Raw genomic sequence first — 20500 nt, forward strand, 5'->3', positions numbered from 1 at the left:
AATTTATCCCTCCCTTAAATTAAACAAATAATACTTGCTCTAGCACCCGATGTAGAGAAATAAGATGGAGAGGTGTTCGATCCTCTTAAGTTTTTTATTTCAACAACTATACTTGAATTATATCTGAGAAATAAACCATTTAAGTTAAGTGTAGGTGTATGTGGACTATGCCATGCGTAAGTAGGTGAAGCGTAATTAACTATAGACCCTAGTGTAAGTTTCACACCGTCGATAGTAAATAGTAACAACAAACTCTGTAAATTGATTTCCACCCGCAATCATTAATCCAGCTATCAACCCACCACCACTTATAGAGAATAATGTAAGCGACTCTCCATAATTTAGATTTGATCTTCCGTAACCCGACCATTGTTGTGATAAAATACTAAAATCTTTAAAATTGGTACCACCAGGAGGAGTAGGTTTATCATAAACTTTCTTCAAAAAATTCATGACATTGCTAGAGTCTGCCGTAGTGGGATTAGGCACACCTATCAAATCTGTCTTGGTTTTAATATCTGTTATTTTATCTGTTTGGAGCTTGATAGTATCCTGAATAGCTTTTGTAGGTAAACTAATCTCTGGCATTATAAGACCTCCTCATAAACAAAAGTAAGACCATCTTTAGCAGTATTGGTCTTAAATCCATACCTATATTTCTTTTTATCAGATGTAACGAATTGATGTGGCATAGTATCCGCCTGATGTGTAGCAAGGGATTTCTCCAAATTTGTTTTCAAATCGTTAATGGTTACCATGGCCGCCTCTTTTGCAGCATCGACCTTTTCCTGGGCCCCTTCAGGAGTTTCAAATATTAAACTCTGATTGATGGTTGCAGAGATATTAGAGGTATTTCCAATCAGGGTCATAATATCAATAGTTTTCTCAACAATATCGGAGCCTCCGCCTGCAGGGATATATTCAGCGTTTGTCTTCGCATTGCCGTATGAATAAAGAACATCCTCTTTTGTATCCCTTGCTGTTAGCGCTGCACCATTTACCTCCACCTAAGTCATACCAGGTAATGTCCGTCTTCTTCGAACCATAAATTTGGGAGGATTTTATGGATTATTTTAATTCGACGCTAGATGAAGCAGGAGATTACGACTTTGTTTCCAATGTAAATACCCAAAAGTGTTCTTGTTGTGACCAAGAAGTGTATCTATTCTTTAAACACACAAAGGTGGGCGACGGCCCGCCTCTTTATAAAAGGAGGTTTTATATTGGCTAGTTTTCATAAATATAAAAAGAAAGGTTCTAATAAAAATTTTTGGGAATATCGAATCGTATATAAAGATTCGATAACTCAAAAGTTCAAAGAAAAGTCAAAGAAAGGATTTACTGGTAAGTCTGAGGCAAAATTAGCTGCAGAAGAAGCAGAAAGATTGATTCGTGAGGGTTATAATCAAACAGATGAATCTTTGAAGTTATACTTACACACATGGTTAGAAGAATATAAAAAAGGTTTGGTAGCTAAAAACACACTTGAATTGCATGAGCAAAACATTAAAAATCATATCATTCCTTATTTCAAAAACGTACTTTTAAAAGACGTTAGACCTATTTTGTATCAGAAGTTCATCAATCAACTTGCAGAAAAAGATTATAGCAGACGGACAATTGAGATTATACACCAGACTATGTTTAATTCTTTTGAAAAAGCTATTGTTCTAGAAAAAGTTAAAAAAAATCCATGTGCTGGGGTTGAAATAAGAGGAGAGAAAAAAAAGAGGGAAATACAATTTATCGAATCAGAACATATAGCTGAATTTTTACAGATTGCTTATAAGTATGATTATACTTATTGGCTATTTTATAAAGCACTAATTGAAACGGGTTTAAGAAAAGGTGAAGCAGCTGCGCTCCAGTGGACAGATATAAACTTGAAAGAGAAAACAATAAACATTAATAAATCACTTGGTTTCAAAGAAGCAAGTAAAGATAAAAGTAAGATATTTGGAGATACAAAAAATTTCAGTTCGAAGCACATCATCACTATAAGTCATGGATTCGCTATTGATTTAAGTTTCCACAAAAAATACAAAAAATAAAAATGAAATTAAATTAAACCAAATGTATCAGCATGATCTTAATTTGGTCTTTTCTAGAAACGACGGAAGTTATTTACCGAAATCAAGCCTCTTTAATTCTTTTGCCCGCATATTAAAACAAGCTAACCTTCCATCGTTACCCATACATTCATTGCGACGCACACATGCTGTTTTACAATTGGAAGCAGGAGCGAGTATGAAATATGTACAAGAACGACTAGGTCACGGTAGTATGCAGGTCACTTCTGATGTATATTCGCACATAAGTAAAAAGCTTGAAAAGGATGGAATGAACAAATTCGAAGAGCGCATGAAGAATGTCCTCAAATAATTATAAAATTATTTATGGGCATTTCAAGGGCAGTAATTATCAATCAAAATATTTCAATAAAATGCCCATAAAATAAAAACCCCTGACACCAGAGGCGCCAAGGGTTTGTGTTATTAATAAGTAGACATATATTGTTCGCGTTCCCAAGGGTGAACTTGTGTACGGAACATATCCCACTCGATTTCTTTTGCTTCGATGAAGTGTTCAAGTAAATGGTCACCTAGAGCATCCTTGATGACTTTATCCGCTTTTAATGTTTCTAAAGCCGCATATAAAGTAGATGGAAGATCGATGATGCCTTCCGCTTCACGTTCTTCTTTGTTCATGACATAGATGTTACGGTCCACTGGAGCTGGAGGAGTCAGGTTATTTGCGATTCCGTCTAGACCCGCTTTTAGGATGACCGCAAGTGCAAGGTATGGGTTTGCTGCTGGATCGACACTACGTACCTCAACACGAGTACTTACTCCACGTGAAGCCGGGATACGGATTAATGGGCTACGGTTTTTAGCGGACCAAGCAACATAGCAAGGTGCTTCATAACCAGGTACTAAACGTTTGTATGAGTTAACAGTTGGGTTAGTTACCGCTGTAAAGTTTGGTGCATGTTTGATAATACCCGCGATAAATTGTTCAGCTGTTTTGCTTAATTCTAATTTACCTTCTTTATCGTAGAAAGCATTTTCGCTTCCCTTAAATAGAGATACGTTACAGTGCATACCTGAACCATTCACACCGAATAGTGGTTTTGGCATGAACGTTGCATGTAAACCATGTTTACGGGCAATCGTTTTAACGACCAATTTGAATGTTTGGATGTTATCACAAGCTGATACAGCGTCTGCATATTTCCAATCGATTTCGTGTTGTCCTGGGGCAACTTCGTGATGCGATGCTTCAATTTCAAAGCCCATTTCTTCCAGTTCAAGAACGATATCGCGACGGCAGTTTTCCCCTAAGTCAGTAGGTGCAAGGTCAAAGTATCCACCTTTATCATTTAATTCTAGAGTTGGTTCGCCTTGAGCATCTAGTTTGAATAAGAAGAATTCAGGTTCAGGTCCTAAGTTAAAGTTCGTGAAGCCCATTTCTCTTGCTTCAGCGAGAATTCGTTTTAGGTTAGCACGAGGGTCCCCATCAAAAGGTGTTCCATCTGTATTGTAGATATCGCAAATCAGACGAGCAACTTTACCTTTTTCTGATGTCCAAGGGAAAACCACCCATGTATCTAAATCAGGGTACAAATACATATCTGATTCTTCGATGCGTACGAAACCTTCAATGGAAGATCCGTCAAACATCATTTTATTATCAAGTGCTTTTTCCAATTGACTAACTGGAATTTCTACATTTTTGATTGTTCCTAGGATATCAGTGAATTGTAAACGAATGTACTTTACATTTTCTTCTTTTGCTAAACGAGTAATATCTTCACGTGTAAACTTTGCCATTTTCAATTCCCCCTAAATAATAGTTCATATTGATATTTCATTTGAAAAAACGCGACATATCACCTTGTCGGAGAGATGTGCGATTTCTAGTGCCTTGGAGAAGCTCTGCTCGTAAAAGCTTACGCAGTTCGTCATCACTTAAGTCACGTCTTATTTTCTCCGCCTGTTCAAGATCTTGTGATTTCGGTAAATTTTGTTCTTTTACAGTAAATATCTTCTTAATGCCAGCGAGATTGACGCCTTGTTCGATCAAGTCTTTAATCTCAAGGAGTCTATCAATATCGTTTAAAGAAAAAACGCGCCGGTTTCCGTCTGTTCTCATAGGAGTAATTAATTGATGCTCTTCGTAATATCGAATTTGACGTGCAGACAAATCAGTCAGCTGCATCACAATTCCGATGGAAAAAAGAGGCATAGAACGCCGAATGTTGTTGCCGCTCATTCTTTGCATCCTCCTTTGTTTATCTTGATATAATCATAGTATATGGTATTTAATATGTCAAGGTGATGTTACCTTTTATGACATAAATTATTCAAAAGAATTGAATGATTTGTAACCCATTGAATATTATGACTATTTTTCTTCATGAGAATCCAGACATGCTGGGTTCTCACGAAGTGTATCTGTTAACTAACGGCTACCATCTCATGTTACAAATGTATCAATTCTTTCTCCATTAACGAGTTCACCGCGGTCAATACAGCCATTTTGACATGGGCATATGTTAAGCCACCTTGAACATAGGCAACATAAGGAGGCCTTGTCGGTCCATCTGCCGTCAGTTCAATGCTAGCTCCTTGGATGAATGTTCCTGCAGCCATGATTACATCATCTTCATACCCTGGCATATAAGCAGGGTATGGAGTAACATGTGAATTAATTGGGGATGCATATTGAATTGCCTGGCAAAAAGCCACCATTTTATCTTTATCATCGAATTGGACAGACTGAATTAAATCGGTACGTTTTGCATCCCAACGAGGGTATGTATTCATCCCGATTTTTTCTAAAAAGGCTGCTGTGAACATCGCACCTTTTATCGCTTGCCCGACGACATGTGGCGCAAGGAAGAATCCTTGGTACATTTCCTGTAGGCTATATAGTGAAGCCCCTGCCTCCGCTCCAATACCTGGGGACGTCAAACGATAGGAACACGCTTCAACTAAATCTTTTTTACCGACAATGTATCCGCCAGTCTTCACAATTCCGCCACCTGGATTTTTAATGAGAGAACCCGCCATAAGATCTGCCCCGACATGACAAGGCTCTTCCGTTTCCACAAATTCGCCGTAGCAATTATCCACGAAAACAACGATTTCTGGATTGATTTCCTTGACGAAAGAAATCATTTCCTTTATTTCATCGATTGTAAAGGAAGGACGAGTCGCATAGCCCTTTGAGCGTTGGATGCCTATCATTTTCGTTTTCGGATTGATCGCTTGTCTGACGGCTTCAAAATCCACACTTCCCGATTCCATTAACGGTACCGCATCATAACCTATTTGAAAATCGCGTAAGGACCCAATTCCAGAACCCCTGATCCCAACAATTTCTTCTAATGTATCGTATGGTTTTCCAGTTATGTATAGCAATTCATCGCCTGGACGTAAAATCCCAAATAAGGCAGTGGATATGGCGTGTGTACCGGAAATGATTTGAGCACGAACCAGTCCTGCTTCCGCACCAAAAACATCGGCATATATTAATTCGAGCGTATCACGTCCGATATCATCATATCCATATCCTGTTGTTGGGTTAAAATGCGAATCACTCACACGGTGCTTCTGATAGCTTTGCAATACGCGAAATTGATTGGTCTCGATTCTTTCATCTACTTGCTTATGTAATGGAAAAATCATCGCTTCGACTTCTTGGGCGATTGTTTTTAAGACTTCTCCATGCTTTAACTGCTGATACATCCAAATTCCCCTTTTATAATGAATATTTCTCTAGCTGTCCAATTATTGAATGATCAGCTAGACAAAAACCTTTGCATTCATATCTTTCCGATTCTTCATTAAAGGAGAGAGTGCGCAAAATGGTTTCATTTTTTAGCTGTGATAGTAGTTTACCCTCACTGGAAGGTAAGAAAACATTATACGGTATCATTTTCTCAATGACGTACTTTTCAATTTCTTCCATGATTGTTTCCAGGTCTTTTTGGTCATAGGCACTGATTAATAACGAATCATTACTGGAAGATCTTAAAAAGTCGACGTGAACCCTATCCTTCTTATTATACAACGTTAGCTGGGGAATGGAAGAGACATCTAAGTCATTTAATAGGTTGTGAACCGTTTTCTCATGATTAAAATAATCCGAGCTAGACGAATCGACAACGTGGAGCAACAAGTCCGCTTCCTTCACTTCCTCTAATGTCGAGCGAAAGGCTGCAATCAGGGAAGTCGGCAAATCCTGAATGAAACCGACCGTATCGGTCATTAGTACAGTAAAGCCGCTAGGAAGAATCGCTTTTCGTGTCATTGGATCGAGAGTGGCGAACAACAGATTTTCTTCAAAGGAATCTGCTTCTGTCAAACGGTTGAACAAGGTTGATTTACCAGCGTTCGTGTAACCAACAAGAGCAACCTGAAACGCCTTATTTCGGTTTCTCCTTTCACGATATCTCTCACGATGCTTCACGATTCCCCTTAGTTGTTGCTTGATTTCGTCAATTTTCCCACGAATGTGACGGCGGTCACTTTCGAGCTTCGTCTCTCCCGGTCCCCGCGTACCGATTCCGCCTCCTAATCTGGACATGGCTGTACCCTGCCCGGCTAAACGGGGCATTAAATATTGGAGCTGGGCAAGTTCCACCTGGAGCTTACCTTCCCTCGACCTGGCTCGCTGAGCAAAAATGTCCAGTATAAGCTGAGTCCTGTCAATCACCCTAGCCTCCAGGAATTTAGAAAGGTTCCGGATTTGACTCGGTGATAATTCATCATTGAAAATGAATAAATCAGGCTCCAATTCTGCTTCTAGGTTTTGTAGTTCTTCTATTTTCCCTTTACCTATATATGTCGACGGATGAATCCGTTCTCTTTTTTGTGTAATGGTCATCAATACCTCGCCATTTGCTGTCTTAGCTAACGAAGCCAGCTCCTCCAGTGAATAGCGGAAATGTTCCTCATCCTCTGTCGTTTGACAACCAATCAATATAGCGGTTTCTCTTATTGCCTGTTCCAATTCATACACCACCTAAACAATTTTCATCCATCATACCAAATAAATGGTCACTTATAAAAATTTCCTGAAAACAAGGCCAGTAACCATATTAATATCACCCGTAACATGCTAAAATCAAGTTTGGCTTTACCATAAATCTGAAATGACATAGAGGGAAAAGGATATGACGTGGGAAGTATTAACCTTCATTGGTACAATTGCATTTGCCATAAGTGGAACCATCATTGCAATGGAAGAAGAGTATGATATTTTAGGAGTATATATTTTAGGAATTGTTACGGCGTTCGGGGGCGGAGCGATTCGAAACCTTTTAATCGGCGTGCCTGTATCTGCGCTTTGGGATCAAAGCCTCTATTTCACCGTCGCCCTGGTCTCAATCACCATCGTTTTTCTTTTCCCTACCAATCTATCAAGGCATTGGGACAGATGGGGAAACTTCAGTGATGCCATTGGGCTCTCTGCGTTTGCTATCCAAGGTGCCATGTATGCAGTGGAACTGAATCATCCAATTAGCGCCATTATCGTGTCCGCGGCACTAACCGGTTGTGGTGGGGGAATAATCAGGGATGTACTTGCCGGGAGAAAACCGTTAGTCTTTAGAAAAGAAATCTATGCCGTTTGGGCAATCATCGCAGGTTTGGCTCTAGGCAGTGGACTTTTCTCGCAAGCATGGCATTTATACACACTCTTTATTTTTGTCACTTTATTCCGCGTGCTATCTTACACCTATAATTGGCACCTTCCTAATAAAAAATGGGTCCCGAAAATATAAATGCGAAAGGCCAGCCACGTTTAATGGCGGGCCTTTCTGTTGTCACTCCTTCTCATCATCCTCGAAAACGAGGTCTTGACTTGTCAGGGTAAGCAGGTCGACCTTTTCAAACGTATCTTCTATTAATAGGCGCATGGCCTGCGCCCTTATCGATTTTTCAAGTACATTCCGAATATAACGTCCATTAGAAAACGATACCACTCCACGATCGGAACGTAATACAATCAAATGTTCCTTTAACTTCCTTTCGGCATCCCGGCTCATAATATATTCACGCTCTTGCAACATGAGGCCAGCTATCTCCATTAACTGATCGATTGTATAGTCCGGAAAATCGACGACTAGTGGAAACCTCGAATAAAGCCCTGGATTGAGACTTAGGAAATAGTCCATTTCACGAGAATAACCTGCTAAGATTAAGATGAATTCGTGTTGGCGATCTTCCATATGCTTGACAAGCGTATCTATCGCTTCTTTGCCAAAATCCTTCTCTCCACCTCTTCCCAAAGAGTAGGCCTCATCGATAAATAATATGCCACCTATTGCCTTTTTAATCAGATCACGTGTTTTTTGGGCTGTATGACCAATATATTCACCGACCAAATCGGCGCGTTCCGCTTCAATCAAATGCCCTTTAGAAAGGACATTCATCTTTTGAAACAACTTACCAATCAATCGGGCAACGGTAGTCTTACCTGTTCCTGGATTCCCTTTAAACATCATGTGAAGTGCTTGCTGACCAGTCTTCAGCCCTCTGGTCTCACGTTGTTTGTTTATGTAAATCCAAGCGTATATTTCCTTTATCATGCGTTTCATCTCATCCATTCCAACCAGTGCCTTCAGTTCGTCTTCTATTTCCTTCAAAGCCACATGTTGTTGGGGAATTTCTTGGACCAACACTTCTTTGACCGGCAAATCTTTCTGTAGTGATTTTCTATTTTCCGCATTAAAAACGATATTGATTTGCCCGTTATTTTTCATACGGATCGGTTGTTCCAATGTCTTCACCTCTCCATCTTGGACCCTAAACTTTTAAACCATTCATTTAACATGAAACACACACGGACCTTTCGGGTCATTTTATGTTTTCCCTTCGCCAATATCTCCGTCTAATTTACTTTTGTAAATATTGGGTTTTTCAGTTAGCTTTCTTATCTATAAAGGGGCTTTCGACAATTTATCTCCTATTCATCATTTCTTTCATTCATGTCATTTCCTGCGCTTTCCCGAGAAATGATTCTTCCTTCCATATATATATTCAAAACGAACAAGTAAAATAATCGAATCCTTGAAAAAGATACAAGCTCTTAGCACAAAAAAACAGGCCGCCCTGTGGGCCGCCTGTCATTTTGCTATCATGTATATGGTTATTCCTTCACTTCGTAATCAATTTGAACATTACGCTGTGGAGCGAATGTGGATATAGCATGTTTGTATACCAATTGCTGCTTACCTTCGGATTCGAATAACACAGTGAAATTATCAAACCCTTTAACCTGGCCCCTGATTTGGAAACCATTTAATAAGAAAACCGTCACATACGTCCCATCTTTTCGTAATTGATTAAGAAATTGGTCTTGAATATTTACGGATTGCTTCATGATTTAGTCCTCCTCTTTTCTCTCTAAATTTATGTATTCGCCTTCTTTGAAAAGCTTTCCTGCTACAAATCCAGATATTTCATTTATTTTTTTTGTAAACCCTTCGATGTCCGTCATATTAAACCAGATTACATCCATTTTATTTCGGAACCAGGTCAATTGACGTTTTGCATATCGGCGTGAGTTTTGCTTCAAAGAATCGATCGCTTCTTCCACCGAAGCCCGGTCTTCAAAGTAGTCGTATATCTCTTTGTAACCAATTGCCTGTATCGATTGGCAATCCCTCAATCCTTGATCATAAAAAGATTGTACCTCTTCAATCAATCCGGCTTCCACCATTCCATCAACTCGTTGGTCAATACGTTCATATAACTTGTCCCGATCCATTGTCAGTCCTATTATGCATGTATCATATTTCATTTCCGTGGGTTGTTGATTCATCTGCTCACTCATTGTTTTTCCTGTACAGTGGTAAATCTCAAGTGCACGAATCACCCTTCTTACATTATTAGGGTGTATTCTTTTAGCACTTTCTGGGTCCACACTCCGCAATTGGTCAAAAACAGGATCGATTCCTGCTTCGTTGACTTGTTTTTCGAGCTGTTCCCTATATAGAGGATCGGATGGCGCTTCAGAGAAATGATAATCATAGATTACCGATTGAATATATAAACCCGTGCCTCCTACTATGATAGGGAGTTTGCCCCTGCCCTGAATATCCTCAATGCAAGCATTTGCCCGCTTCTGAAACTCAGCTGCACTGAATGGTTCATCCGGCCCCTTTATATCAAGTAGATAATGGGGAATGCCTTCCATCTCTTCTCTTGTGATCTTTGCAGTTCCAATATCCATTCCCTTATAAACCTGCATGGAATCCCCACTGATTATTTCTCCATTAAATCGCTTGGCCAACTCAATGCTCAGTTTCGTCTTGCCTACTGCCGTCGGTCCAATAATGACTAGAAGTTTTCCTTTTTGTTGTGTCAACTTTATTCACTGCCTTATATGATTTTTTTTTATCTTATCACAAAACGCCACAAAAGCAGTTAAACATCTAACCATTATATCCATTCCTCACTCATTTATTCACATCGGCGAATATATCTCCTTAACAAGTTAGCGAAGGTTCTGGTTCAACGCTTGGAGTACTGTCTGTAAATCCACATGACTAAAGGCATGATCCCATAAACGGGTTCATGCCCCTAAACATCCCTAACAAAATAAAGCATCTCACTTTTTGGGCGGTCTATTTGTAAAAACTTCATTCCACAGGTATCAAGACCGTTACAGTCGTTTCTACTTCATTCGAATCTACTGATATCTCACCGTTATATCTCCTTACTAGATCCTTAACGATAAACAGACCTTGACCACGCTCTTTTCCTTTTTCTTTCTTTTTAGTGGAAAATCCACTTATATAAATCTTTTTCAGGTCCCCCCTACTAATCATCTGTCCTGAATTCGTAACGGTGAATGTATATTTTCCTTTATCCTTTTTACAAATGATATTCATACGCCGCTCTTGCTCAGGTATTTCAATCGTAGCTTCTATGGCATTATCTATTATATTTGATAACAATTTAATTAAATCTATCGTCTTAATCGTATCGAAAGAATCTGGAGAAATATCAAGGCTTATATCAATATTATAGTTTTGGGCAGACAGCCTTTTCGTTTCCAACAGCACCGATAACCCAGGGTGTGTAACGTTCATTTCCATGGATTCTATGGTATGGATCTCCTTAGAGAGACCTGTTAAGTATTCTAATGCTTTATCTTTTTCTCCAAGTTTTAAAAGACCGTGTACGACCTGAATGTGATTGGAGAAGTCATGCCTTAGGGAACGAACAGATGCCATAAGAGATTGAAACTCCGCCCTGTACGTATCCTCAGTATCCCCTACTTCTCGTATCAACTCTTTTCGATACCATCTTTGCATGATTGTAAAAGCAATGGCCAGGATAATGACAAAAGCGCCCGAATAAATCAGATTAAAAATGCTGCTATTGATAACCTCATCGCTTATTGCGTGAATATCTTCAGCACTCGCATCCACTCCTAAAAAACCTATTACGGAGCCTTCCTTATCCTTTATGGGAACTCCTACAGTCATATACTTCCCATATATGGGGTCATCCAGAATATCCGTGATGAAGTTTTCTCCCTTATAGGCCTGTCTGACCTGGCGTTCGGGGACCGTGCATAGTTCCCCAATTTCAGGTTCTCTTTTAACGTTTTCTGGGAGACCTGCAATCATGGTCCTTGACTCTTGGGGGTTTTCCACTTTTAAAGTATAGATGTGTACAACGCCAACATTTTCACGGACATTCTCTAAATAGGCTTTAATATCCTCATATTCTTGGCTCTTTACTGGGTTTTTAAGAAAGCGTTTATAGGCTTCTATATCCAACGTACTAGCAACAGACTTAGCAACCAAGAGATTTTGATTGGCCACAGACCTTTGAACAGTATTTTTGATATTTAAATAAGAAGTAAACATATTAAGTAGGACAAATCCAAGTAACAATAGGAATATCATTATAATGAATGCTTTTACCTTTTTATTTTTCATAAAATTCTATATACCCCATCTCTTGAAGTTGAAAATCGGATATTATACTATAATTTTACTATAATTACAGAGAAAGAAATATAGTAAACTTATTTTATATCGATTATCATAGGTATATTTAATCACAAAATGAATAAATAAGATAATGACACAACGTTCTAAATATTCCTTTTTCTGGACTTCAACAAGTGTGAAAGGACCCTGGACCATTAATCTTTAATGGTCCAGGGTCCTTTTTTCGGCTATCATCCTTTATTAATTGATTTCATTTAAATTTCCTCAGGGATTTTTAGTCCCTCGATAAAGGATTTGAAACTTTCTGCCACTTTATAAATATTTTCATCCTGACTGGAGGGATCTGCGTACCACCCCTGATCCCAAAAGAAGATTCCTTGTTCTTCATCATTGTTTATCAACAGGATTTTTCCTGCACAGGTATCGTTGCCGATTATAATGCAATTTGTATGTAAACCATCTTTATTATTTTCATGCAACTTTTGTAAATCAAGCTGTTCACTATCGATATCCAACCCATATAACACGTCTAACGATACAAGTGTGTCCAATGCCTCTACATAAAACTTACCATTTTGAACGGTAGTGGTCCCTCCGTTATATTCAAGGAGGAAATGTTTATAATCAGCCGGAATCTCGAAACCGACATACCTCTCAAAGTTATTGACCGCTTCCTGTGTTGCTTTGCCGTATCCAGTGATTTTCCTCATCCTATCAACTCCAGTTCGTTTTAATAAAAAACTACATTAGCCACCTATATGCCTAAACTTAAATGTAACCAGGGGATAACTCCGAAGATATATGTTGATTGCAGTTGTCTTTCAATAGCCCCTTTAATATCTCTTTTTACAATAAATAACAATTTCTAATTATAATTGTACTATACCATGTAGATTTTCATAATTCTTGGGGAAATAGTACGTTTTCATCAAATTTCCCACTCGTTGCTTGTAAAAGAAAACTTCACTATAACTATTATTCCCCATATTTATCCTATACCACTTTCTTAAAATATATTAACATAATTTCGTTTGTTTTTTTTAGTATTTTCTGCAAATAAAAAGGAAAAATAAAGGTGTTGACATAGTTCATCTTTACGTTGCTATGTCAACATCCCCCAGCCTCAGTTACAACTTATTTCTATTCTTTTCCTCATTTTCACTTATTTTATCTAGCATTGAAATCGTATCTACCAAGTGATTATTAAATATTTGACGTGCTATTGAAAGAAGTTCCACAATCATGGGGTCTCTTAGTGAATAGACCACGCGATTTCCATCTTTCGTTCCTACGACAATATTTTTCGCTCGTAAAACGGTTAGCTGCTGGGAAACTGCGGATCCTTCACTACCAATGAGATTTTGGATTTCATTTACGTTTTTATCTCCTTCTGACAATAACTCGAGAATTTTTATTCTCAAGGGATGTGCAAGTGCCTTAAAAAACTCCGCTTTAAATTGTTGCATCTCAAGATTCAATGATAATTCTCCTCTTCAATTTAATTAACTGGAAAAGGCCCGTCTTCTTTCCTCAATACCTTTGGTGAGATCCCCTGATAAAGCCGAACATTCTCTAAAGGCAAAGTGCTTGCAGCCAAGACACTTATTCCTATTTAACTGTTCAAGAGCGTAATCAATCGCTACTCCTGTATGATCAAAAAAATGATCTTTCCCAATTACTTCATATAAGCCAGTTTTGATCAGAAGCGTTTTAGGTTGTGGTTTGATTCCAGAAATCAAAACGAGACCGTGTTTAGAAAAATGATGAACGATGTTAGAAAGATAAGACTCACCAGTGGTATCCAACAATGGGACTTGTCCCATTCTTAAAAGCAGTACCTTTGGTTTGGAATGGGTTGTCCCAATAATAGACTGTTCAAAAGTTTGGGCTGCACCGAAAAAGAGTGGCCCTTCCACATTATATATACTAATCTGTGGACAATCATGCGTAGATGTAACTACTCGGCTATCAACCTGTTGATGTTTATTATTGGGATTAGGCAATACTTTTTCAGTTACTATTGTATCACTCATTCGTTTTATAAATAAAAGGACGGCTAAAATAAGCCCCACTTCTACGGCGCTGGTTAAATTTTCAAATACCGTCAATAAGAATGTTATAACTAGAATGAGTGAATCTGTCGTTTTGATTTTGACCATATTAAAGAAAAGATGCCTCTCACTCATATTCCAAGCAACCACCATCAATATCGGAGCCATACTTGCCAACGGCACCTTTGAGGCGTACGGTGCAAACAGCACTAAAACCAAGAGGACGACTATGCCATGAACCACACCGGATACCGGGGAAACAGCCCCGTTTTTAATATTGGTAGCCGTTCTTGCGATTGCACCTGTCGCTGGGATTCCACCGAATAGAGGCGTAATTATATTAGCAACGCCTTGACCAATCAATTCCTTATTACTATTATGCTTACTACCGGACATCCCGTCTGCCACGACTGCTGATAATAATGATTCTATTGCTCCTAGCATGGCTATGACAAGCGCGGGTCGAATTAAAAGTTGAATGCGATCTAAAGTAATCTCAGGAAATTTGAACTGTGGCAAATTATTTGGAATTTCCCCATATGTTGAACCAATCGTTGCTACTTGACCCGGAAATAAGAAAGTGGCAACCAATGTCGAACAGATAATGCCGATTAGTGGCCCTGGAATCTTTGGAAAGAACCTAGGTGTGCCTAAAACAGCCATTAAACAAATACCTGCGGTTAATACGCTGTACATGTTCATGCTTTGAATATGCATGAATATTTCCTTTACATTATTAATGAATTCTTCGTGTTTCTCCACACCAGACAATCCCAGAAAGTTCGGAACCTGGCCCACAAATATGATGACAGCAATCCCAGCGGTAAACCCAATCGTTACAGGTTTGGGAATAAACTTAATTAATGAGCCTAATTTAAAAATCCCCATTAAGGTTAGGATGATTCCTGCTAAAAATCCAGCAATTAATAAGTTTTCAAACCCATATGTCATTACAATCCCAAATAAAATCGGGATAAACGCACCTGTTGGCCCACCTATTTGAAATTTCGAACCCCCTAATAGGGAAATCAATACTCCGGCAATGATTGTCGTGTATATCCCATATTCAGGTTTTACACCTGAAGCTATAGCAAATGCCATGCCTAATGGAATGGCAATTACACCGACTACGAGTCCAGCTATAAAATCTTTTTGTAAAGATTGAAAAGAATAATCTTTGTATCTTCCATCAATAAGCCAATTTCGCTTCATAAAAAAGCACTTCCTTTTTTTATTTTTGTATATCTGATTATTTGAATATACGATTATTAGAATTTAACCCTTTCTCTTCTTTTTGTCAAAGGTCATTTTAAAGAAGGGGGTAATTCAGTAGGAAGCGTGAATCATTTATTTTTGATACAGTACCTTTTAATGGGTCCTTTCTATATATATTTGGCAAAAAAAGAAGCACTTAACCCATTGGTCAAATGCCTCTTTTTACTAACTTCCTTCCACTATATATTTTCCCTGTACGTAATTGTCCTTTCATTCTGTTTCAGGGAAAAAGATTTGAGCTGTACGGATATCGACTAAAGCGGGTAACTCTGACTGCAAAGCTTCTGTGATGGATGCTTCCAAGGAGTTATCCTCTTCGACATGCACACCCTTCCATCCACAGGCTTCTGCTACCTTTACGAAATCAGGATTTGTCAGACCCACGCCCACTTCATCCCCTCCCTCAGCTTTAATTTTATCCCGTTCCATTTGTAGTGATTCATTATTGAGTACGAAGATGGTAATCTTAATGCCGTATCGTTTGGCTGTCAGTAAGTCAGCAAGTGTCATCTGAAGGCCTCCGTCACCGACAACGGCTACTACTTGTTTTTCCGGTTCGGCTAATTTGGCAGCCATTGCAGCTGGAAGACCAAACCCCATCGTTCTCCAATATCCTGAAAATAGAACCCTTTGGTTTTGTTGGCGCAAGATTCTATTCGTCCAAACAGTTACATCCCCAGTATCGATTGCCAGGATCGCATCTGGATCTATCGTCCTTTCAATCGCTCGAATAATCCTTGCTGGGTGTATAGGAGAACCTTCGCTATTGCCTTCCTGTTCCAATTGCGCTGACCATAATTCTTTCACTTCCCGGCAACGACCGACCCACTCATCATTCTTGTTGTGCCCTTTTAATCCAAGATTCAATTGAGGAATAACCTCTTCAGTATTACCTTTAATACCGATTTCTACGGGTATGCTTTTTTCGATCTTGTCAAAATTACTGTCTATCTGTATAATCTTCGCATCGGTTGGCACATATCCTTCGGGCCACCAAGTAACACCGGCAAGCAATACGACGTCAGCCTCCAGGAAGGCGCTCTTCGCATATGGATTGCCGCCTTCCCCGATGCCTTGTAAAAGATTTGGAGAGTTTGCCTCGAAAGCGCCCTTACCCCCAAGGCTAGTAAGAATGGCAGCACCCCACGTATCCGCAAGCATCTCAATCGCTTCTGAAGCACCACGGGCACCGGCTCCAGCCAGTATCATAGGTTGTCTCGCTGTTTTCATTACCTCAAGAATCCGATTCTTGCTTTCTTCTTCCAGCGAGGAAGTACTTTTAACAAGTAAAGGTAAACGCCTTGGTCGCACTTCCGTTTTTTTATCGAAAAAATCCTTGGGTATGGAAAGGTGAGTAACCCCTCTCTGGCCAAGCGATTTTTGGGCCGCTTTGTGCATCACTTCAATAATGGCATCCGGGCTGGTCAAATTCACACTATAAGAAGCAAACGGCTTCACAAGTTCCTGTTGATTCACATATTGTTGAAAATCCGTTCCTATTTTATCACTCGGAGCCTGCCCTGTTATGGCCAACACCGGTGCTTTATCGGAATAGGCATCACCAAGTCCATTAAGCAAATTAGTGACCCCAGGTCCCATGGTCGCGGTACACACACCCAATCCCCCTGTTAACTTGGCCTCCGCCGAAGCCATTAAAGCGGCTACCGATTCATGCTTAACAGCAATGAATTTAATATTTTCTTGATTCGACAGTGCATCAATCAGTCCAATTATCGTATCTCCCACCACTCCATAAATTCTTTTCACATTCATGAGTTGTAATTGTTGAATGATTAACTCGGCAACTGTATTCTTAGAATGCTCCAAAATCCTTCAACCCTCTCGTTTTTATTACTTGCGTTAATTTATCCTATTATTTTTTACACTAATCTCCTTTCTTTTAAACAAATGTATTGAATTTTATTTTTTTTATAGTTAGTTCTATCAAAAAAGCCATCTGAGCATTAACAGATAGCTTTTATACTTGTATGGATTTCTCATCATCTTTCTATTACGTATATCACTATAGCAACATACAAAATATTTTTTAAAAAAAGGATACTGATAATGCATGAAATAATTAATATTGAGGATATACGAAAGATAGCCATGTATTTTTTATCCAGTGATCCCCGCTTGTATTATGTATGGAAAAACAACATCATTTCATGATGGAAATGAACATTTAAGGAATTACAAGATAAAGCGTTAATTAAAAAGGGCAGGCCAGGGCACCCAATCAAAAATGATTGAGTGCCCTTTTACTATTTATAAAGTACGTTCATCCTGATTATATGATTTTATAATCATCATAAGTAATTATTAACCTACTCATGGACACAGTTTCTGCACGTATCCTGTTTTTATCTCGACAATATGCGATAAGCGAACTATTGGGAAGTTTGGCCGTACAATTCCATTTGTTATGCTTTTTAGAATATCTGGAGGAAATCTGAATCATTTCTCCATGAACTTTTAATAATCGACGTTTGATCAAAGGCATCATCTCCAATACAAGTAATATCTTATACCCTGATTTTAGAGAGTTTATTCGTAAAAACTACAAGAAATACAAAAAAGTAAGAAAATTATAGGTATTTTATAGGAATGAAGCCTATTTCTAAGGTGAATTCTCAAAAAAACCATAAAAATGGAGAATATAGAAGATATTCAAGTTTCCCGATGATACCACGAAAAATGTCCCCTGGCTTACACGAACATAAATAATAACTTTAAGTTATATTCATATTGTAAAAAACTATTTGAAATTAACAGTCGGTAGACGTATGATTAGGAGTGTTAGGATAGAGACACGTGAGTTCAGTAAGTTAATAGGTTCTATCAAAGGAACTACATATCAGTATGGGCCTCTAGTAGCGATAACTTTTTAAAGAGATTTTCAAAGTTATAGTTTCTGACTTCGATAGTAATGTGACTTTGCATCCTAATTAGCAAATTAAGTTCAACGCAAAGGGGAAATAGATATGGCAGATGTAGTCTCAAAATCAAAACCTGAAAACGAAACACTTAATATCTCTGCAAGCCAGGAACAAAGAGATATCCTAGATCAACTTTTAAACCCTGAGGTTCAACAATCACTGAATAATTTAGTAGAACAATTACCAAAATTAACGGAATTGGTTAATATTTTGACAAAGTCATATGATTTTGCTCAATCTGTTGCAACTGATGAAGTATTGAAAAATGATACAGTCAGTGCTATTTCAGAAATGGCAACACCGGTTGTATCTTCTGTAAAGGGCCTAGCTGCCAATGCAATCGAAGCAAAGGACCGCGCTGAAGAAAGTACGGAAGTCATTGGTCTTTTCGGTTTACTACGTATGATGAAAGATCCACAAGCGCAAAAACTTTTCCGTTTCGCAAGTGCGTTCCTTGAAATCTCTGCAGAACGTAAGAACCAAAACTAATTCTATTATTATCATTCAACCAGTTAGGACGGGGGATTAACAAATGTCAAAACATATCGTCATCTTAGGTGCAGGATACGGCGGATTACTATCTGCATTAACTGTTCGAAAATACTTAAATAAAGATGAAGCACAAGTTACAGTGGTTAACCAATACCCAACACACCAAATTATCACAGAACTTCATCGTCTAGCAGGAGGATCAGTTTCTGAACAAGCTGTTGCCATTCCGTTAGAAAAACTTTTCAAAGGAAAAGACATCGACCTTGTCATTTCCAAAGCTGAATCTTTCTCAGTGGATAAAAAACAAGTTAAACTTGCTAATGGTTCTACTCTAACTTATGATGCTTTAGTTGTTGCTTTAGGAAGCCAAACAGGATTCTTCGGCATTCCAGGACTTGAAGAAAACAGCATGGTATTAAAATCTGTACATGATGCAAACAAAGTTTACAAACATATCGAAGATCGCATTCGTGAATATTCCATTACGAAAAATGAAGCGGACGCAACGATTGTAATCGGCGGCGGTGGATTAACTGGCGTTGAATTAATCGGTGAAATCGTAGATCATTTCCCTAAAATTGCAAAACAATTTGGCGTAGACTACAAAGACTTGAAAATCAAGCTTATCGAGGCTGGTCCAAAGATTCTTCCTGTATTACCGGATTCATTAATTGAACGCGCAATGACAAGTCTACAAAAACGTGGGGTCGAATTCTTAACTAGCCTTCCTGTAACAGGTGTCAAAGGCAATGTTATCGAATTGAAAGATGGACAAACCATCACGGCTAATACACTTGTTTGGACTGGTGGGGTCGCTGCTCTTCCTATCGTTGGGGAATCAGGTCTTGAAGTGGACCGTGGTAAAGCAACTGTCAATGAATATCTTCAATCCAAGTCTCATAATGACGTATTCGTTGTTGGCGATAGTGCCGTTGCCTTCCCTCCAGAAGGTGGACGTCCATACGCACCAACCGCACAAAACGCTTGGCAAATGGGCGAACTAGTCGGTTACAACCTATATGCAGCATTTGAAGGTAAAACACTAGAAAAATTCGCACCTATCAATTCTGGAACACTTGCCAGCTTAGGTCGTAAAGATGGTGTAGCAACAGTTGGGGCTAACAACACTGAACTTAAAGGCTTACCTGCCACTTTAATGAAGGAAGCTAGTAACATCCGTTATCTTACTCATATCAAAGCGCTTTACAATTTGGTCTATTAAGTTCAACACTGAACTTAATCATTTGTAAATAAGTAGACGCTGAGAAAAATCCAGTTTCTGTCCTTAGACGGAAACTGGATTTTTCAATTCCACCAATTGATAGATTAGGAATCTATTGACGAATTAATAAATGATAGAACATGGTCCCCTCCTCCGTAGTATGGCAAGGCAATACAATAAGTATAGACTGAGGGCATTTTTGCCGGACCTTAAATTCAGGCCTGGTGTCACCCTCTTTAGCGTCCCTGTTACATTCCCATACAAACCCATCAAGAATGAAATCATATACGTTAACATTTACAGAATATGCTCCTTTTACAAATACCAAACATGACGATCAGCCCTACAACCTACTCTCTGCCGTTATTAAGAAATTTTTTCGAATTACCTTTAGCTATTGATTTCGCTACCCCTCATTCATGAAAAAGCAAAAAAACAAGCTGAAGCGCGATAAAGTGTACCCTGTGTAAAGGACATTTTAAAAAAGCCTAAGCAATTTTTAAAAGATGATCTCTGTATTGAACAGGGGTCATCTTTTTTAGGT

The 20500-nt window shown here is 38.7% G+C and carries 17 protein-coding genes and 1 pseudogene; 4 read left to right on the top strand and 14 right to left on the bottom strand.

The genetic code is table 11. The features are described 5' to 3' along the window. Positions 1-195: 195 nt before the first annotated feature. Both ACIQXR_RS18520 and ACIQXR_RS18525 read right to left on the bottom strand, forming a co-directional pair. On the bottom strand, positions 196-588 hold the full coding sequence (locus ACIQXR_RS18520) for a hypothetical protein (protein WP_402875303.1): 393 nt from the start codon (positions 586-588) through the stop codon (positions 196-198). Beyond that, on the bottom strand, positions 588-1007 hold the full coding sequence (locus ACIQXR_RS18525) for a hypothetical protein (RefSeq protein WP_402875301.1): 420 nt from the start codon (positions 1005-1007) through the stop codon (positions 588-590). The genes ACIQXR_RS18520 and ACIQXR_RS18525 overlap by 1 nt, the downstream gene beginning before the upstream one ends. A 216-nt stretch (positions 1008-1223) precedes the next feature. Here ACIQXR_RS18525 and ACIQXR_RS18530 point away from each other — a divergent pair. After that, positions 1224-2382 (top strand): annotated as a pseudogene (locus tag ACIQXR_RS18530) (tyrosine-type recombinase/integrase). A gap of 113 nt (positions 2383-2495) precedes the next feature. On the opposite strand, the gene glnA reads toward ACIQXR_RS18530, so the two are convergent. The 4 genes from glnA to hflX all read right to left on the bottom strand — a co-directional run bounded on the left by glnA (position 2496) and on the right by hflX (position 7017). Then, positions 2496-3830 carry a type I glutamate--ammonia ligase gene (glnA, locus tag ACIQXR_RS18540; protein ID WP_402875294.1) on the bottom strand — a complete coding sequence of 445 codons (1335 nt, stop codon included), beginning with the start codon at positions 3828-3830 and terminating at the stop codon, positions 2496-2498. A 37-nt stretch (positions 3831-3867) separates the two neighbouring features. Beyond that, entirely contained in the window at positions 3868-4272 is a 405-nt protein-coding gene (locus ACIQXR_RS18545; protein ID WP_402875291.1) for a MerR family transcriptional regulator, read from the bottom strand. 209 nt (positions 4273-4481) lie between these two features. Next, positions 4482-5750, bottom strand: a complete 1269-nt coding sequence (locus ACIQXR_RS18550) for a methionine gamma-lyase family protein (protein WP_402875288.1) — start codon at positions 5748-5750, stop codon at positions 4482-4484. A 13-nt stretch (positions 5751-5763) separates the two neighbouring features. Next, positions 5764-7017, bottom strand: a complete 1254-nt coding sequence (gene hflX / locus ACIQXR_RS18555) for a GTPase HflX (RefSeq protein ID WP_402875285.1) — start codon at positions 7015-7017, stop codon at positions 5764-5766. 163 nt (positions 7018-7180) lie between these two features. Between hflX and ACIQXR_RS18560 the strand changes: the two genes are divergently transcribed. Continuing rightward, on the top strand, positions 7181-7789 hold the full coding sequence (locus tag ACIQXR_RS18560) for a trimeric intracellular cation channel family protein (protein ID WP_402875283.1): 609 nt from the start codon (positions 7181-7183) through the stop codon (positions 7787-7789). Positions 7790-7831: 42 nt separating this feature from the next. On the opposite strand, the gene spoVK is transcribed toward ACIQXR_RS18560, so the two are convergent. The 8 genes from spoVK to ACIQXR_RS18600 all read right to left on the bottom strand — a co-directional run bounded on the left by spoVK (position 7832) and on the right by ACIQXR_RS18600 (position 17130). Further along, entirely contained in the window at positions 7832-8788 is a 957-nt protein-coding gene (spoVK, locus tag ACIQXR_RS18565) for a stage V sporulation protein K (protein ID WP_402875280.1), read from the bottom strand. A gap of 368 nt (positions 8789-9156) precedes the next feature. Then, positions 9157-9390 carry an RNA chaperone Hfq gene (gene hfq / locus ACIQXR_RS18570; RefSeq protein ID WP_034313436.1) on the bottom strand — a complete coding sequence of 78 codons (234 nt, stop codon included), beginning with the start codon at positions 9388-9390 and terminating at the stop codon, positions 9157-9159. A gap of 3 nt (positions 9391-9393) precedes the next feature. Next, positions 9394-10377, bottom strand: a complete 984-nt coding sequence (gene miaA, locus ACIQXR_RS18575; protein WP_402875277.1) for a tRNA (adenosine(37)-N6)-dimethylallyltransferase MiaA — start codon at positions 10375-10377, stop codon at positions 9394-9396. 274 nt (positions 10378-10651) lie between these two features. Further along, positions 10652-11962: a sensor histidine kinase gene (locus ACIQXR_RS18580; RefSeq protein ID WP_402875274.1), complete on the bottom strand. Its 1311-nt coding sequence runs from the start codon at positions 11960-11962 to the stop codon at positions 10652-10654. A 269-nt stretch (positions 11963-12231) separates the two neighbouring features. Next, positions 12232-12687, bottom strand: coding sequence for an SMI1/KNR4 family protein (locus ACIQXR_RS18585; protein ID WP_402875271.1), 456 nt, complete (start codon positions 12685-12687; stop codon positions 12232-12234). A 417-nt stretch (positions 12688-13104) separates the two neighbouring features. Next, on the bottom strand, positions 13105-13455 hold the full coding sequence (locus ACIQXR_RS18590) for an ArsR/SmtB family transcription factor (protein WP_402875268.1): 351 nt from the start codon (positions 13453-13455) through the stop codon (positions 13105-13107). A 24-nt stretch (positions 13456-13479) separates the two neighbouring features. After that, positions 13480-15240 (bottom strand): SulP family inorganic anion transporter, encoded by a 1761-nt coding sequence (locus ACIQXR_RS18595; RefSeq protein WP_402875265.1) that lies wholly within the window; start codon positions 15238-15240, stop codon positions 13480-13482. A gap of 273 nt (positions 15241-15513) precedes the next feature. Then, positions 15514-17130: a thiamine pyrophosphate-binding protein gene (locus ACIQXR_RS18600; protein WP_402875262.1), complete on the bottom strand. Its 1617-nt coding sequence runs from the start codon at positions 17128-17130 to the stop codon at positions 15514-15516. A 1157-nt stretch (positions 17131-18287) separates the two neighbouring features. On the opposite strand from ACIQXR_RS18600, the gene ACIQXR_RS18605 reads away from it, so the two are divergent. Further along, the gene (locus ACIQXR_RS18605; RefSeq protein ID WP_402875259.1) at positions 18288-18731 is read left to right on the top strand and encodes a DUF1641 domain-containing protein; all 444 of its coding nucleotides are present in this window, start codon (positions 18288-18290) and stop codon (positions 18729-18731) included. Positions 18732-18774: 43 nt separating this feature from the next. Then, on the top strand, positions 18775-19956 hold the full coding sequence (locus ACIQXR_RS18610) for an NAD(P)/FAD-dependent oxidoreductase (protein ID WP_402875257.1): 1182 nt from the start codon (positions 18775-18777) through the stop codon (positions 19954-19956). Positions 19957-20500 lie beyond the last annotated feature (544 nt).

This window comes from Peribacillus sp. NPDC097224 (genome assembly GCF_044761985.1).
GTDB lineage: Bacteria > Bacillota > Bacilli > Bacillales > DSM-1321 > Peribacillus.

Excerpts from the sequence above, each read along its gene's own strand:
- ACIQXR_RS18550 (WP_402875288.1), bottom strand. The coding sequence starts at position 5,750 with ATGTATCAGCAGTTAAAGCATGGAGAAGTCTTAAAAACAATCGCCCAA.
- ACIQXR_RS18605 (WP_402875259.1), top strand. The coding sequence starts at position 18,288 with ATGGCAGATGTAGTCTCAAAATCAAAACCTGAAAACGAAACACTTAAT.
- ACIQXR_RS18585 (WP_402875271.1), bottom strand. The coding sequence starts at position 12,687 with ATGAGGAAAATCACTGGATACGGCAAAGCAACACAGGAAGCGGTCAAT.
- hfq (WP_034313436.1), bottom strand. The coding sequence starts at position 9,390 with ATGAAGCAATCCGTAAATATTCAAGACCAATTTCTTAATCAATTACGA.
- ACIQXR_RS18610 (WP_402875257.1), top strand. The coding sequence starts at position 18,775 with ATGTCAAAACATATCGTCATCTTAGGTGCAGGATACGGCGGATTACTA.
- ACIQXR_RS18545 (WP_402875291.1), bottom strand. The coding sequence starts at position 4,272 with ATGAGCGGCAACAACATTCGGCGTTCTATGCCTCTTTTTTCCATCGGA.
- ACIQXR_RS18580 (WP_402875274.1), bottom strand. The coding sequence starts at position 11,962 with ATGAAAAATAAAAAGGTAAAAGCATTCATTATAATGATATTCCTATTG.
- ACIQXR_RS18560 (WP_402875283.1), top strand. The coding sequence starts at position 7,181 with ATGACGTGGGAAGTATTAACCTTCATTGGTACAATTGCATTTGCCATA.
- ACIQXR_RS18520 (WP_402875303.1), bottom strand. The coding sequence starts at position 588 with ATGCCAGAGATTAGTTTACCTACAAAAGCTATTCAGGATACTATCAAG.
- glnA (WP_402875294.1), bottom strand. The coding sequence starts at position 3,830 with ATGGCAAAGTTTACACGTGAAGATATTACTCGTTTAGCAAAAGAAGAA.
- ACIQXR_RS18595 (WP_402875265.1), bottom strand. The coding sequence starts at position 15,240 with ATGAAGCGAAATTGGCTTATTGATGGAAGATACAAAGATTATTCTTTT.